This is a genomic window from Christiangramia sediminicola (assembly GCF_031344135.1).
Classification (GTDB): domain Bacteria; phylum Bacteroidota; class Bacteroidia; order Flavobacteriales; family Flavobacteriaceae; genus Christiangramia; species Christiangramia sediminicola.
In genome coordinates, this window is record NZ_JAVJIU010000002.1 from 16520 (window position 1) to 31628 (window position 15109).

The window sequence follows — 15109 nt, forward strand, 5'->3', positions numbered from 1 at the left end:
CTTATGATATAGGTCTTCCATTAACCTTTCAAAAACGAAAGCAATGAGAAAGAAAATTGCAAAATTTTCAATCTTGCCTCTTGTAGCGGGCTCAATATTTTTTAGTTTCTCAACTAAGAAAGCTGCAAATTTAGATCTGGAACAATATTCCACTTACGATCTTGACCTGGACTATACGGTTCTTGATCTTAGGGATGAGATAATTCCAGAATTCGAAATCTCCCACACTTCTCCTTTTTTAGGTAAATCATATGTTGGTTTTAAAGAAGCTTTGGCCTTTAAAGAGTCCAGAGGTGATTATAAATCCATTAATGAGTATGGATATCTGGGAAAATATCAGTTTGGTAAAGGAACTCTAAAACTAGTTGGTATTTACAATAGTATTGAGTTTCTTAATTCACCAGTTCTTCAGGAAGCTGCATTTTATGCGAATGCTTCCAGGAATAAGTGGATTCTTCAGCGTGATATCAAGAGATTTGTTGGGAAGACTATCAATGGAGTTGAAATTACCGAATCTGGTATTTTAGCTGCGGCGCATCTTGCAGGTCCTGGCAGTGTTAAGAAGTATCTTAGAAGCTGGGGAGCTCAGGCATTTAGTGACGCATTTGGAACAACCATCAAAACTTATATGAAGCGTTTCGGTGGATACGATGTTTCTTTTGTTAAAACTGAGAAGAATGCCAGAGTAGATTTCGATCGACTTTCAGCTTAAATATCTTTCTGAATAATAAATATAGCCGGTCTCTTGTGGAGATCGGTTTTTATATTCTTCCATTCTGAAGCCGTTGCGGTTTTTATGAACTCTGTTTCCAGAGTAAGATTACAGGCTACGCAAATCCTCGTCGTTGGGTGAAGTGTTTGTATGAGATCTTCTAGAAATCTCATATTTCTGTAGGGAGTCTCTATAAATATCTGTGCCTGATTTTTTTCCGAAGAAATTCTTTCAAGTTGTTTTAACTCGTGTTTTCTGTCCTTTTTATCTATGGGTAAATAGCCATGAAAAGTAAAACTCTGGCCATTCATTCCACTAGCCATCATAGCTAGAAGAATAGAAGATGGGCCAATTAAAGGAACGACCTGAATATTATATCTATGCGCAAGTTTTACGATCTCAGCACCTGGATCTGCAACACCGGGACAGCCTGCTTCGCTTAATAAACCTATATTTTTTCCGTTTTTAGCAGCATCCAGAAATGTTGGGATCTCTGCCGCATCGGTAAACTTATTTAATCCCTTTAATATTAAAGATTGTTGAGATTTCTCAGGAAGTATTTGCTTGATGAAGCGTCGGGCAGACTTCTCGTTTTCTACAATAAAGTCATTTATAGAATCGATTATTATCGCATTCATTGGAGGAAAAACCTTTTCCGGATTGGAATCTCCAAGTCCTACCGGAATGAGATATAATTTTCCGAAGTTCTGGTTCGAACTCATAAGGTTCCGTTTTCCAGTTTCTCTGCAATTAGAGTGCAAGCTTCATCTAACATCATATAAACATTTTCAAATCCTTGCTCACCACCGTGATAAGGATCTGGAACGTCAACATTTTCAGATGGGAATATTTCTTCTAGAATAAGGTGAACCTTTTGGCGATCTTCATCTGTTTCAGCAAGAGACATTACGTCTTTAAAGTTGGAATTATCCATAGTGAAGATATAATCAAAATCTTCAAAATCCTTTTTTGAAAATTGTCTTCCGCGTTGATCTGTGATGTCAAGATCCTTTCTTTTGGCAATTGCTATAGATCTGCTATCGGGTTTAGATCCAACATGCCAGCTTCCGGTTCCTGCAGAGTCTACAAAAACTTTAGTGGAATCAACCTTAGATTTAAGAATACCTTCGGCCAGTGGTGATCTGCAAATATTGCCGAGGCACACCATCAATACCCTGGTTTTCATAAATTAAATTTTATAATGTGAGCTTCTTGTTGAGGTCTTCAACAAATTTCTTGAATTGCTTATCTGTAGAAGCAAGATTATCAACTGTTTTGCAAGCATGTAATACAGTAGCATGATCACGACTTCCAATTTGCGAACCAATACTTGCTAAAGATGCTTTGGTAAATTTCTTCGCAAAGAACATCGCCAGTTGTCTAGCCTGAACAATATGACGCTTTCTTGTTTTAGACTGTAAAGTGTCTACATCCATCTGGAAATAATCACTTACCACTTTCTGGATATAATCTATTGAAACTTCACGTTTAGTATTCTTAACGTAATTATCAACGATCTTTTTAGCCAATTCCAGGGTGATATCTTTTTTGTTAAAAGATGAATGAGCGATCAAAGAAATAATTGCTCCTTCCAGCTCTCTGATATTCGTCTTGATGTTATTCGCAAGGAATTCAACGATATCTTCAGGCATTTCTACACCATCTCGATAAAGTTTGTTCTTTATAATTGAAACACGAGTTTCGAAATCTGGATGCTGAAGTTCTGCAGAAAGTCCCCATTTGAATCTCGAAAGCAAACGCTGTTCGATATCCTGCATATCAACCGGTGCTTTATCGCTGGTTAAAATAACCTGCTTTCCGTTTTGGTGAAGGTGGTTGAAAATATGGAAAAATACATCCTGTGTTCCCGCCTTACCTGAAAGTAACTGAATATCATCTACAACTAGTACATCTATGATCTGGTAGAAATGGATGAAATCGTTACGATTATTTTTCTTTACAGACTCTATATACTGCTGAGTGAATTTTTCAGCTGAAATATATAATACCGTCTTTTCTGGATATTTGTCTTTTATCTCTACACCTATGGCGTGTGCAAGGTGCGTTTTACCTAATCCAACACCACCAAATATAAGTAGTGGGTTAAATGAAGTACCTCCGGGCTTGTTCGCTACAGCCAGCCCTGCTGATCTTGCCAATCTGTTAGATTCCCCTTCCAGGAAATTCTCAAAGTTGTAATTCGGGTTAAGCTGAGATTCGATCTTTACATTTCTGATACCAGGAATGATAAAAGGATTCTTAAGCTCCGGACTTTTATTCTTGATTGGCACATCAACTTCCTGTGATGCCATTTGTGATCGTTGAGTACTTGGGATCTTTTCAGTAAAAGGTAATTTGTTACCGTAAGTATTCTCCATCTTGATCACATAAACCAGCTTAGCTTTTTCACCAAGTTCACGGGTTAGCGATACCTTTAATAGTTTAACGTAATGTTCCTCTAGCCATTCATAGAAAAACTTAGAGGGCACCTGTATGCTTAAGGCACAATCTGTAAGTTTCACTGCTTGGATAGGTTCAAACCATGTTTTATATGCTTGAGGTGTAATGTTATCCTGAATAAATGACAGACAGTTATTCCAAACCGATTGCGCAGTTTTTGACATTATTAGTTAAACGTTAATTTAGGTTAGTAGTAAGTTCTAAGTGGCAGTTGAATAAACTTGGTTACCCAACTTGAGCGGAACAAATATGTGAACAAAAAATGTAAAAAAAAAACCATTTTGGGGTTGAATTTTAAGAAAAATTTATGCATACTTACTTCCGAGCCTGAATATAAAAAACCTTTCCCAGAAAGGCTATTAAAATTACATGAAATCACACGAAACTTTTGTTAAAGTCCGATATGCCGAGACTGACCAGATGGGTGTTGTACACCACGGAAACTACCCGCAATACCTTGAAATAGCGCGAATTGAGTGGTTAGGCTCTTTAGGGGTCTCTTACAAAAGTATGGAAGAGGAAGGGATAATGTTGCCGGTATTCGAATTAAATTTAAAATATCACAAACCAATTACTTTTGATGAAAATTTGAAGATCGAGACGCGATTACGGGAAACCCCAAATGTTAAAATTATATTCGACTATGTTATCTATAATGAAAGTGGTGAAAAGGTAACTTCAGCGACTTCAATTTTAGTTTTTATGGACTCAAAAACTAGAAGACCTATACGTTGTCCTGAATATATTCACGAGAGGTTAAATAATTAATCCTCGAGTTTCGAAATTTCTACTTTATAGGTATTATCAAATTTCTCATAGATGCCTTCCGCATCTTTTTTTCTTACCGCGATAAAGATCTTGCAATCTATTTCCAGTTTCTGATCTATCACATTCAAATTATTCTTTTTGATAACCTGCATGACCTTATTCATTTCTGGATAATCAAACTTGACGATAAAGACTTCGTCAATAGTTCTTTTAAGAATATCAGATTCTTCCAGCGCCATCTGTGCAGCGGTTTTGTAGGCATTTATCAATCCGCCAACTCCAAGTTTAACTCCACCAAAATATCTAACTACTACAATTAGAATGTTTGTAACATCAAACGATTGTATCTGTCCGTAAATAGGCATCCCTGCTGAATTTGAGGGCTCTCCATCATCATTTGCGCGATATTGATAGTCTTCCTTCCCTAATTGCCAGGCGTAGCACCAATGTCTTGCTTTATGGTGTTTGGCTTTCAATTCTTCTAAATGATAATTCGCCTCTTCCTCTGTTTTTATTGGAAATGCATAACCAAAGAATTTTGAATTCCTGTCCTTAAAAAGTACCTCAGGAGATGCTTTGGTTATACTTTGATAGGTGTCTTTCATATCGCAGAATTTGCTACAAGAATTATACTAATCACAGCCAGGATAAGTCCTATCCAGTTTTTTCTGATCAATTTTTCTTTGAAAAGGAGTATCCCTACCAAGGTGGAAACAGTGACGATCGCCACATGATTCATGGTGAATATGGTAGAACTGTCAAAGCCTTCGCTACGCAATGCCATTACCAGGAAATAGATGGAATAATAATTTGGTATACCTAGCGCAATTCCACCAAGGATATTTTTGAAAGAAATCTTTAAATTACCCATGACTCCTTGACCTATCAGGATGAGTATACCGAGACTACCAGCGGTAGCAAAAATGGTAGAAGAGAATAAGCCTACATCAGTTTCAGAAACATAGCTGGTTTCAAGGTATTTTATGCTGGTATCAATAATTCCGCTTCCAAGAAACACCAGGAGTGGAAAAATAAGGTTCTCCTTTTTGATACTGATGCCCTCCTCCGTTTTTATGGAGGTTAGATACACGGCTACCAGGGCAAATAAAATTCCCAGGATCTTTAGAATTCCTGTACTTTCATTGTAAAGGAAGATTCCACAGAGAACGGGTATGGCTACAGACATTTTAGTAGCTACAGCTACTACAGATAATCCGCTCTTTTGAGTAGTGATCGCTGCCAGGTTGAAAACAGTGATAAATAGAATCCCCAACATCAAGGCACCGGGAAACCAATTTTCAGAAGGGACATGAGAAAGATCAGATCCTTCGATATATCCGAAAAAACCTACGGTGCAGGCTATAAAATAGTTTACAACGATCGCCTGCAGGGTGTTGACACCAAATTTTTTATACAGTCGGAATACGACAAATATTATTGTTGAGGATAGAACGCTTAAAAGCAGGTAAATCAAAATAGATCGCTTTTAGTGGTGAAAAGATCTATGACATCTTCGCGGGTTGGTTCTATATTCCAGGTATGAAAACCTAGTTTTTTTGCCGCATCAGTATTTTCAGATGTATCATCTATAAAAAGACATTCTTCAGCTTTCAAATTATTTTGGTCAAGAACATATTCGAAGATATCTGGATTTGGCTTACGCATGCCTATTTCATGAGAAAGATAAAATGCATCAAAGCAATCCTGGAAATCCTTAAAAAACGGAACTTCTTTTTTTATATATTCTATATGGTGATCGTTAGTGTTGCTTAAAAGGATCAATTTGAAATTCTTTTCTTCAGCAAGTTTTTGAATAAATTTTAACCTGTATTCTGGAAAATCCAGCAACATCGAGTTCCAGGAATCAACAAAATTATCGCTGTCTAGTTGAGGATACTCTGTGCGATAATATTCTGAAATCTCATCTGAAGTCACAAAGCCCTGTTCATAATCACGATTCTTGGCAGTGATGGATTCTGGAAGGTATTCAATATTCATTTCCTTCAGTTTCTTATTAGTGCCCTGCTTATCAAGGTTGATAAAAACATCACCAAAATCGAATATTATCGTCTTAATCATTTTTGTAAATTTTTAATTGATCACTTGAAATCATTTTCTCAGATACCAGTTTACCTATCAATATTGGTGCTGCAACACCGGTACTGAAACTTGATTTTCCTTTGAATATTCTTGCCTCATCCCATAGATTAGCATCAATGAATTGCTGTATCGTCTGGGTTCCTCCTTCGATGATTACCGCCTGAGTTTCATTTTCATAAAGCATATTGCAAACCTGTTCCGCAATATTTTCAGTAAAATCAAATTTTCTAAAAATGAGGTTCTCTTTTTCAATAGGGTTTTCAGTAGAATTATATAAAACTATGGTTTTTATATTTCCATCAAGCAGAGCGTAATTTTTCGGGATCTTCAGGTCTTTGTCTATAACAATTCTAACGGGATCATTCCCGGTCCATTTTCTAACATTCAAAGATGGATTATCCTGTATTGCTGTGCTTGTGCCAACAAGAATTGCCGCTTCCTCGCTGCGCCATTTATGCACCAGGATTCCGGAATATTTATTCGTGATCCACACGGGTCTTTTTTCATCTCGCTCAGTAGGTGCAATAAAGCCATCTTGTGTTTGAGCCCATTTTAGAATTATGTAAGGCCTATGCTTTTTATGAAAAGTGAAAAAGCGTTTATTCAGCTCAAGGCATTCCTTCTCCAGAATTCCCACATTGACTTCACAGCCTGCATCCATAAGCTTTTTTATACCTCTCCCAGCAACCTTGGCAAAGGGATCCATGGTCCCAATCACAACTTTCCTGATTTCTTTTTCAATAATAAGGTCGCTGCATGGCGGTGTTTTGCCGAAATGGCTACAAGGCTCAAGACTCACATAAATAGTGGCTTTCTTAAGAAGGCTTTTGTCTTTAACAGAATTGATAGCATTTACCTCGGCATGTGGCTCTCCGGCTTTTTGATGCCAGCCTTCACCAATGATCTTTTCTTCATGCACGACTACGCTTCCAACCATCGGATTTGGATAGGTCGTTCCAAGCCCGTTTTGGGCTAATTCTATACAGCGTTTTATGTATTTTTCGTGTATATTCACCTCACAAAAATAGAATTAATTAGGCAGAATGAACACATGGAAAATTCGGGAAATAAAACCCGAAGATAATCAGCAGGTTAAAGACTTAATTAGGTCTGTCCTCGTGGAAATGGGAGTTCCTAAAGTTGGAACGGCATATGAAGACAAGGCGCTTGATGATATGACATTGACCTATGAAGGTGAGCGCAGAGAATATTTTGTGGTAGAAGAGAATTCAAAGATCATAGGTGGCGCTGGTATTGCTCCACTTACAGGTTTGGAAACTGAAGTTTGCGAACTTCAGAAAATGTATTTTTTACCTGAAGCCAGGGGAAGAGGGATTGGTATGCAAATGATCAATAAATGCATTGATTTTGGTAGGGAGCATGGATTTACAAAATGCTATATCGAAACATTACCATATATGGAAAATGCTCGTAGGCTATATGATAAGAATGGTTTTGAAGTGATTGAAAAGCCTTTGGGTGACACGGGACATTACAATTGCACGGTTTTTATGACCAAAGAACTAACCTGATAAAATTCTGAATTCGTTCAGAAATCAAATTGAATCAATGCAGCTTTCTCATATTAAACTAAAGTTCGAGCAGGAGCTAAAGAATGAATTTCCTTTAACCGAGATCGGTTCTTTCTTCTATATTCTAACAGAAGAATTTTCGGGTAAGAAAAGAATAGATGTCGCTCTGGATCCACATTTTGAACTTTCTGAAGAGCTGCGATTAAAATTTGAGAAGGCATTGGAGAGGCTGAAGCTTCATGAACCAATCCAGTACATTACCGGAAACACTGAATTTTACGGTCGGAAATTTCTGGTAAATAAGAACGTGCTTATCCCAAGACCGGAAACTGAAGAACTGGTTGGATGGATCGTTTCAGATCATCAAAAGGACAAGAACCTGAAAGTTCTTGATATTGGTACGGGAACCGGTTGTATTCCTATTAGTCTTAAAATGGAGCTGGAAAATGCCAATATTTCAACTTATGATATTTCTTCCCAGGCAATAGAGTTGGCCAGAAAAAATGCAGAGTTAAATTCAGCTGAAATTCAGTTTTCTGAATTGAATATCCTGGAAACGAAAAAGCTGGATCAGAAATTCGATATCATTGTTTCAAATCCACCATATGTGCGGGAATTAGAAAAAGATTCTATGCAAAAGAATGTGCTAAAGCATGAACCTGACCTTGCACTATATGTAGCAGATAATGACGCGTTGATCTTTTACCGAAAGATCACCCAGTTGGCCAAAGAGTCGCTGAAAGAGGGAGGGAAGTTGTATTTTGAGATCAATCAATACTTGTCTGAAGAAACAAAACTTTTGGTAGAGCAATTTGGTTTTGAGGCTGAGCTCAAAAAGGATATTTTTGGGAATTACAGGATGTTGAAAGCTGTAAAACTTTAAACGATGAGCAAACAAAATACGATCAATAAATTAGCTGTTTTTTGCGCAAGTAGCGACGGGAATGATCAACAAATATATAATACTGCTTACACAGTTGGGAAGAGAATGGCAGAGGAAGATATCCAGCTGGTATACGGTGGAAGTAAGCTTGGACTCATGGGACAGGTTGCCAGAGGTGTCATGGATCATGGTGGGAATGCCACCGGTGTGATCCCAGATTTTCTAAAAACCAAGGAAGTTGTACATAACGGTCTGGATGAATTAATCACCACACAAGATATGCATGAGCGAAAACTTACCATGAATGAGTTGAGTGATGCGTTTATAACTTTACCCGGTGGATTTGGAACTTTCGAAGAACTTTTTGAGATCGTTACTTGGGCACAATTGGGTTTACATAGAAAGCCGATAGGATTATTAAATATTAATGGCTTTTACGACGATCTCATTCATATGCTAAATAAAATGACCTCAAAGGGTTTACTTAAGCAGGATAATCTAGATATTCTTTTAGTTTCAGATGATTTTGATGACCTTTTGAAGCAAATGAGAAATTTTGAGCCAAAACCGGTTCCAAAGTGGATGAATAAAAATCAGACTTAGAAATGAAGATCAACAGGCTTTTAGTTTTCAGTAATAATATTGAAGCACAATTGAAGTTTTACCGGGATTTGCTTGGTTTTAATATCAGCAATTATTCAGAAAACTCTTTTGAGATAAAGTCTGGTTATTCCATTTTAAGATTCGAATATAGAAAAGAAGCAACGCCTTACCATATCGCTTTCCATATTCCAGACCGGCAGGAAGAGGAGGCAGTTGCCTGGCTTGATGGAAAAAGGGCGATCCAGCAATTTAATGATGAAAAGATCGTAGATTTTAGTAATTGGCAGGCAAAGTCTGTTTACTTCTACGATGAGGATAATAACATCATAGAATTTATTTCCAGAAGAGATTTCAGCAAGCCAGAATCTGCAATCTTTAATGCTGAAAATATAGTAGGTCTGGCAGAAATCGGACTCGCTACGAATAATATTCAGGAGAAATTCGAGAAAATGAAACTGGACTGTCTTCTTGATAAATTTGACGGTGATCTGGAAAAATTTTGCGCTATAGGTGAAGCATCAGGTTTGGTGATCACTATTAATAAGAATGAAAAAGATTGGTTTCCTACAGGAGATACGGCATATGCTTCAGATTTCGAAATGGATTTTGAACATAAATATAAGAACTACCATATGATCTTCAATAATGATATTCTGAAGATCGAAGAACTATAAATACAAGCTTTATAAATGGACGTTGAAAAGAAAATTCAGGGACTTCGTGAAGAACTTCAGCAGCATAATTACAATTATTATGTACTGGATAAACCTCAAATAAGCGATTATGACTTTGATATGAAGTTGAAAGAGCTTCAGGACCTTGAAGAAAAACATCCGGAATTTGAAGATCCTAATTCTCCAACAAGAAGAGTTGGAGGTGCAATAACCAAGAATTTTGAGACTATAGTTCATGAGAACAGGATGTATTCGCTTTCTAATTCCTATTCCAAGGAAGAGCTGGAAGAATGGGAGACAAGATTAAGAAAGGTTGTTGAAGGTAAAGTGCAATTCGTTTGTGAGCTGAAGTATGATGGCGCATCTATTAGTTTAACCTATGAAAATGGTCTATTAAAAAGAGCTGTAACCCGCGGCGATGGATTCCAGGGAGATGATGTGACCAATAATGTAAAAACCATTAGGTCTGTTCCGCTTAAACTGAAAGGTGATTTCCCTGAGAAATTTGATATCCGTGGAGAGATCGTTCTGCCTTATGAAGGTTTCGCGAAAATGAACGCGGAGCGCGTAGATATTGGTGAAGAGCCTTATGCGAATCCAAGAAACACCGCTTCCGGAAGTTTGAAGTTACAGGATAGCGCTGAGGTTGCCAGAAGACCTTTGGAATGCCTTTTATATAGTATAGTAGGAAATAACACCGGGGTGAAATCTCAATTCGAAGGTCTTGAAAAGGCAAGGGAATGGGGTTTTAAAGTGCCGGGAGAATCTGAATTGAAAAATTCTATAGATGAGGTTCTACAGTATATTAATTACTGGGATGAGCACCGCCATGATCTGCCATACGAAACTGATGGAGTAGTGGTGAAAGTGAACGATTTTCATCAACAGGAAGAATTGGGACATACAGCGAAATCTCCAAGATGGGCTATCGCATATAAGTTCAAGGCAGAGCAGGAATCAACAAAACTAAATAAGATTACCTACCAGGTAGGAAGAACCGGGGCAATTACACCCGTCGCAAATTTAGATCCAGTGCAACTGGCCGGAACGGTGGTTAGAAGAGCTTCGCTACATAATGCAGATCAGATCGAAAAGCTTGATGTGCGTGAAGGTGATACTGTTTTTGTAGAAAAAGGCGGAGAGATCATTCCAAAGATCGTAGGGGTAGATTTTACTAAAAGAGATCCGGATTCAGAGCCTACCAAATATGCTTCAACCTGTCCTGAGTGTGATACCGGTCTGGTAAGAAATGAAGGAGAAGCGCAACATTACTGTCCTAATGTATACGGGTGTCCGCCGCAGATCATTGGTAGAATTCAGCATTATATTTCAAGAAAGGCGATGGATATTGAAGGTCTTGGAGGTGAAACTGTAGCATTACTGGTGAATGCAGATCTCATTGAAAATTACGCCGACCTGTATACCCTGAAAAAAGAAGATGTGCTGCCACTAGAGAGAATGGCAGAAAAATCTGCCGATAATCTGATCTCCGGGATAGAAAAGTCGAAGGAAATTCCTTTTGAAAGAGTGCTTTTTGCCTTGGGGATAAGGTATGTTGGCGAAACTGTGGCAAAGAAACTAGCTAAGCATTTTAAAAGTATCGATGCATTAATGGCGGCTTCAGAAGAAGAATTAGTGAATCTTGATGAAATTGGAGAACGTATTGCCTGGAGCGTGGTTGAATTCTTTAAGGTTGAAACTAATAGGGAAAATATAGCCAGACTTAAAGAATATGGAATCCAATTAGAGATATCTGCTGAAAAGCTGGCGAATCAAACCAATATTCTCGAAGCTAATACATTCGTGATCTCTGGAGTTTTTGAGAAAATTTCCAGGAACGATCTCAAAAAGTTGATCGAAGATAACGGAGGAAAAGTTTCCAGTAGTCTTTCTTCTAAAACGAACTACCTCGTTGCCGGTGCTAATATGGGACCGAGTAAACTGGCCAAAGCTGAAAAATTGGGAACCAATATTATTAGCGAAGATGATTTTCTTCAAATGCTAGATAAGTAAGAAAACATGATTCGCTATTTCAAAAGTATTTTCATTTTTCTTGGATTGGTTTCCTCAAGTGTCAACGCACAGGATATGCCTGATGGATTTGTTTACCTGGATGAACTAATTTCTGATATTGTATATGAGATAAGATATTCCGGTGAGCATAATTTCGTTGGTAAACCTATAAATGGTTACAAAAGGGCCCAGGCAATTTTAAGCGAACCAGCAGCTAAAGCTTTGGCTAAAGTTCAGAAAGAATTAATTCAGAAAGATTTTATGCTTAAGGTTTATGATGCTTATAGGCCGCAAAGAGCGGTTAATCATTTTATGGAATGGGCGAGAAAGGAAGATGATACCTTAATGAAGCAGGAATTTTATCCTAATGCGGCAAAAGGGGATCTTTTTCAATTGGGATATATCGCAACCAGATCTGGTCATTCCAGGGGAAGTACGGTAGATCTTAGCCTTATAAAAGTTGCAGATTGTCAGGATGTTGATATGGGGAGTCCCTATGATTTCTTCGGAGAGATATCACATCATTATACTTCAAGTATTTCCCAGCAACAGAAAGCGAACCGGGAACTTCTAAGGCTTACAATGCGAAAATATGGGTTCAGATCTTATTCCGAAGAGTGGTGGCATTATACTTATGATATGGAACCGTATCCCGCTACATATTTTGATTTTCCGGTAGAATAATTTTTACTGAATAGCGATCTTGGCTCCGTCTGCTTCAATATTCTTTTCAGAATCCAGATAAAAATCTACACGACCAAGGTAAACTCCATAACAGCCCACCTGATTTACCAATACCTTTTTACCGACTTTATTTTTTTCAACGGTCGGTTTTTCAAGGAATGTGTGAGTGTGTCCTCCAATGATGAGGTCAATATTTTCAGTAGCCCTGGCTAATTTGATGTCAGAAACCTTATCGCTTTTGTATTCCTAGCCTAAATGAGACAGGCAAATAACAAGATCACACTTTTCTTCCTCTTTTAATATTCTAGATCTGTCTGTAGCAATTTCAATGGGATCCAGGTATTTTGTCTCCTTATAGAGTTTGTTGCCCACAAGACCATCTAGTTCAATTCCAAGTCCAAAAACGCCGATCTTTACATCATCTTTCATGAAGGTGGTGTAATCTTTTGTATGGCCATCCATGATCGTATTGCTGAAATCGTAATTAGAACTGATAAATGGAAATTTCGCATGAGGAAGCTGGGCATATAGGCCATCGATCCCATTATCAAAATCATGGTTTCCGATGGTTGCCGCATCGTATTTTAGCATGCTCATAAGCTTGAATTCCAATTCACCTCCATAGAAATTAAAATAAGGTGTTCCCTGGAAAATATCACCCGCATCAAGCAATAGTGTATTTGGGTTTTCCTGTCTTATCTTTTCAACGAGGCTTGCTCTTCTGGCTACACCACCCATATTTGCGTTTCTTCCGGCATCCGGGCCGAATGTTTCAATATGACTATGCACGTCATTAGTATGCAATATCGTTATATGTTTTCTGCCCGCAGATTTAAAAGATAGAGATGATAAACCACCTAAACCGATGAATGCTGTTGCAGCTGCCGTATTTTGAATGAATTCCTTTCTTTTCATGATCTAATTTCTAATATAACGGTCGTCAATTTTAGCCTGAATAGTATCTACTTTCGTAAAATAATCTATCATTGCATTCCTTATTTTATAACCTGTACTATATAATTTCACAGGATTTTTAAAGAACTCCATATTATCGCCACCGTTCACCAGATAATCTGAAGTAGCAACAAAGTAATTTTTATCATCCTGGATCTCCTTCCCTTTAATGCTAGCACTGATGATCTTATAATCTCTATCTGCTAATATTTTGATTTGACTCACCGGATGAGCAGATTTTGCCTTCTCCAGGTAACTAAGCATTTCTTTCATTTTAGTTCCGGTGAGTTCAGCAACTACGATCTCATTTTCAAAAGGCATGATCTGGTAAGCTGTTCTTGCTGAAACTTTACCATCAGGTATTTCTGCTCTTATTCCTCCGTGATTTAAAAGAACCATGTCCATATCATTTCCTGTTTGCTTCTTAAAAACAGGGTTGGCCTGTACATATACTGCATCTGCCATTAAATTCCCAATGGCAGTATTCAAGTCGCCATCGCTTTTGGATAGATAGGTGGGATTGTAAGCCAGGGTGGAATCCAGCGTGGAATTCAGATGCTCTTTGTAAGGCTGAATAAATTTCGCAATTTGAGTGTTTTCAGTTAATGAAGTATCAACCGCGATTCTTTCAGTTTTAATATTGGAAACTCCGGTTTTTTCCGTTTTGCAGGAAAAAAACATCGCCGCCATGGCGACTAAAGCATATTTAGTAAGATTCATATAGCAATAATATGTGGCAAATATAAAAAACTAATCACGTACATAATTTACTTGAAGATTCTTTAAATGACTGAAAAGGTCAAATTTTGTTGGCATTTCAGCGAATTGAAAAATCGAAGAATCTTAGGGATTAGCCGGTTTCAGTATTTTTTTTACGGTAAAAAAGAAGATTCTTTAAATATATCATAATGATATTCAAATTTTTATATATTTACCGCCCCATTTCTAAATTATGAAGCCTAGACAGAAGTATCTACTAATCTGCCTACCTCTTGTATTGATTAACCTATTTGCGGTATTTAATAATACCCCGTGGTTAGCGCATTTATGTGAGGTGTTAATTTTCGTTCCCTTGCTTATCGGATATTTCGATAAACTTAATTTCAAAAACCTCAATATTATAGGCTTTTTGAGTCTGAATTTACTTGCGGTGCTTTCAACTTTTTTTAGTGAGCAAGAATCGATGTCATTAATTACCATTCTCTTCAGTCTCCTGTCATATTCCTTTTTAATACGGGAAGCATTAAAATATACCCAAAGAAAAACAGCGAATAAATTCATGCTTATTTTCTTTTTTATTTTAATCATTGGGAATGCGTATTTCGTTTATCAACATGTCCAGGAACTGGAAATCTACATGGCAGGATTGATTGATTACGGGATCTACACAATTTACTATATCAATTTGTTTGTCCTTGCTATTGTTGCACTTATCTATTATCTGAATTCTTATTCAAGAAAATCGGTTTTATTTATAACTCTAGTGATGGCGTTGGTGGTTTCAGATATATTAAGAGATATGGCACTTTTTTATTTGCCGGATTCCAGTGTGCTGGCGATCAAGAACTTTTTAAGCATTATCGCGATCATTCTTTCTTTCCAATTCTTTACTACAAGAGAGAAAAAATTGCGGCTTATCAATCTTGTATAGTTTTCCCTCATTTCACAAAATAATTAAAGCTGTTAAATTCCTGTAGAACGAAGTTTTTCGGGAGACTTAATCTTC

At 37.4% G+C, this 15109-nt stretch carries 17 protein-coding genes and 1 pseudogene; 9 read left to right on the forward strand and 9 right to left on the reverse strand.

Translation table 11 applies throughout. The features are described from left to right. Positions 1–43 precede the first annotated feature (43 nt). The gene (locus RE431_RS03860) at positions 44–712 is read left to right on the forward strand and encodes a peptidoglycan-binding protein LysM (RefSeq protein WP_309560652.1); all 669 of its coding nucleotides are present in this window, start codon (positions 44–46) and stop codon (positions 710–712) included. On the opposite strand, the gene RE431_RS03865 is transcribed toward RE431_RS03860, so the two are convergent. The 3 genes from RE431_RS03865 to dnaA are packed head-to-tail and all read right to left on the reverse strand — an operon-like array spanning position 709 to position 3336. Then, positions 709–1434, reverse strand: a complete 726-nt coding sequence (locus tag RE431_RS03865; RefSeq protein WP_309560653.1) for an SAM-dependent methyltransferase — start codon at positions 1432–1434, stop codon at positions 709–711. The two genes, RE431_RS03860 and RE431_RS03865, sit on opposite strands and share 4 nt — an antisense overlap. Beyond that, positions 1431–1898, reverse strand: a complete 468-nt coding sequence (locus RE431_RS03870) for a low molecular weight protein-tyrosine-phosphatase (protein ID WP_309560654.1) — start codon at positions 1896–1898, stop codon at positions 1431–1433. Before RE431_RS03870 ends, RE431_RS03865 begins: the two co-directional genes overlap by 4 nt. A gap of 10 nt (positions 1899–1908) precedes the next feature. Next, positions 1909–3336 (reverse strand): chromosomal replication initiator protein DnaA, encoded by a 1428-nt coding sequence (gene dnaA, locus RE431_RS03875; RefSeq protein ID WP_309560655.1) that lies wholly within the window; start codon positions 3334–3336, stop codon positions 1909–1911. Positions 3337–3541: 205 nt separating this feature from the next. On the opposite strand from dnaA, the gene RE431_RS03880 reads away from it, so the two are divergent. After that, positions 3542–3940 carry an acyl-CoA thioesterase gene (locus RE431_RS03880; RefSeq protein ID WP_309560656.1) on the forward strand — a complete coding sequence of 133 codons (399 nt, stop codon included), beginning with the start codon at positions 3542–3544 and terminating at the stop codon, positions 3938–3940. Here the strand turns inward: RE431_RS03880 and RE431_RS03885 are convergent. From RE431_RS03885 to ribD, 4 genes are read right to left on the reverse strand one after another with little or no spacing between them, the layout of a single operon-like run. Continuing rightward, positions 3937–4545: an IMPACT family protein gene (locus tag RE431_RS03885; RefSeq protein WP_309560657.1), complete on the reverse strand. Its 609-nt coding sequence runs from the start codon at positions 4543–4545 to the stop codon at positions 3937–3939. The genes RE431_RS03880 and RE431_RS03885 overlap by 4 nt on opposite strands. Next, complete coding sequence (locus RE431_RS03890) at positions 4542–5414, reverse strand: EamA family transporter (protein WP_309560658.1); 873 nt, start codon at positions 5412–5414, stop codon at positions 4542–4544. Before RE431_RS03890 ends, RE431_RS03885 begins: the two co-directional genes overlap by 4 nt. After that, entirely contained in the window at positions 5411–6019 is a 609-nt protein-coding gene (locus RE431_RS03895) for an HAD family hydrolase (RefSeq protein ID WP_309560659.1), read from the reverse strand. The genes RE431_RS03890 and RE431_RS03895 overlap by 4 nt, the downstream gene beginning before the upstream one ends. Beyond that, the gene (gene ribD / locus RE431_RS03900) at positions 6012–7055 is read right to left on the reverse strand and encodes a bifunctional diaminohydroxyphosphoribosylaminopyrimidine deaminase/5-amino-6-(5-phosphoribosylamino)uracil reductase RibD (protein WP_309560660.1); all 1044 of its coding nucleotides are present in this window, start codon (positions 7053–7055) and stop codon (positions 6012–6014) included. Before ribD ends, RE431_RS03895 begins: the two co-directional genes overlap by 8 nt. Positions 7056–7083: 28 nt before the next feature. Here ribD and RE431_RS03905 point away from each other — a divergent pair, with 28 nt between their 5' ends. Genes RE431_RS03905 through RE431_RS03930 form a run of 6 tightly spaced genes read left to right on the forward strand, consistent with a single transcriptional unit; the run spans position 7084 to position 12429 of the window. Continuing rightward, entirely contained in the window at positions 7084–7572 is a 489-nt protein-coding gene (locus RE431_RS03905) for a GNAT family N-acetyltransferase (protein ID WP_309560661.1), read from the forward strand. 37 nt (positions 7573–7609) lie between these two features. Beyond that, positions 7610–8455 carry a peptide chain release factor N(5)-glutamine methyltransferase gene (gene prmC / locus RE431_RS03910; protein WP_309560662.1) on the forward strand — a complete coding sequence of 282 codons (846 nt, stop codon included), beginning with the start codon at positions 7610–7612 and terminating at the stop codon, positions 8453–8455. Between the two features lie 3 nt (positions 8456–8458). Beyond that, on the forward strand, positions 8459–9058 hold the full coding sequence (locus RE431_RS03915) for an LOG family protein (protein WP_309560663.1): 600 nt from the start codon (positions 8459–8461) through the stop codon (positions 9056–9058). A 2-nt stretch (positions 9059–9060) separates the two neighbouring features. Further along, the gene (locus RE431_RS03920; RefSeq protein ID WP_309560664.1) at positions 9061–9732 is read left to right on the forward strand and encodes a VOC family protein; all 672 of its coding nucleotides are present in this window, start codon (positions 9061–9063) and stop codon (positions 9730–9732) included. Positions 9733–9747: 15 nt separating this feature from the next. Beyond that, complete coding sequence (gene ligA, locus RE431_RS03925) at positions 9748–11745, forward strand: NAD-dependent DNA ligase LigA (protein WP_309560665.1); 1998 nt, start codon at positions 9748–9750, stop codon at positions 11743–11745. Between the two features lie 6 nt (positions 11746–11751). Continuing rightward, a complete protein-coding gene (locus RE431_RS03930) occupies positions 11752–12429 on the forward strand; it encodes a M15 family metallopeptidase (RefSeq protein ID WP_309560666.1) in 678 nt (225 codons plus the stop codon). Between the two features lie 3 nt (positions 12430–12432). Here the strand turns inward: RE431_RS03930 and RE431_RS03935 are convergent. Next, positions 12433–13344: pseudogene (locus RE431_RS03935) on the reverse strand (metallophosphatase). Positions 13345–13347: 3 nt separating this feature from the next. Next, a complete protein-coding gene (locus tag RE431_RS03940; protein WP_309560667.1) occupies positions 13348–14103 on the reverse strand; it encodes a 5'-nucleotidase C-terminal domain-containing protein in 756 nt (251 codons plus the stop codon). A 559-nt stretch (positions 14104–14662) separates the two neighbouring features. Between RE431_RS03940 and RE431_RS03945 the strand changes: the two genes are divergently transcribed. Further along, the gene (locus tag RE431_RS03945; protein ID WP_309560668.1) at positions 14663–15034 is read left to right on the forward strand and encodes a hypothetical protein; all 372 of its coding nucleotides are present in this window, start codon (positions 14663–14665) and stop codon (positions 15032–15034) included. The last annotated feature ends 75 nt before the right edge of the window (positions 15035–15109 follow it).